Annotated in this window: 1 protein-coding gene; it reads right to left on the reverse strand. The window is 60.8% G+C overall.

Features of this window, described 5'->3' with window-relative positions; genetic code table 11:
* Positions 1–217: hypothetical protein (locus tag AC0QHF_RS26105; protein WP_324707200.1), on the reverse strand; the 217-nt coding region annotated here is incomplete at both ends.

Raw genomic sequence — 217 nt, forward strand, 5'->3', positions numbered from 1 at the left:
TTTCCGCATCTCCGGCAGTGGCTGTAGCTTCCGTTTCCGCCTCGTTGGAAGATGCGATCGCACTGGCACTTCCGCTGCTAGAATCGGCGCCAGGAGTGAAGGTTTCCTCGCTGCTATTGCTGGTTTCTCCCTCTCCCGAAGTGGCGGTGGATTCGCTGCTGCTTCCCGCCCCCGTTTCGTCTGCGGAGGAAGTGGAGGAAGCCGAACTGCTGCTGCC

This window comes from Lyngbya sp. CCY1209, from assembly GCF_055795065.1.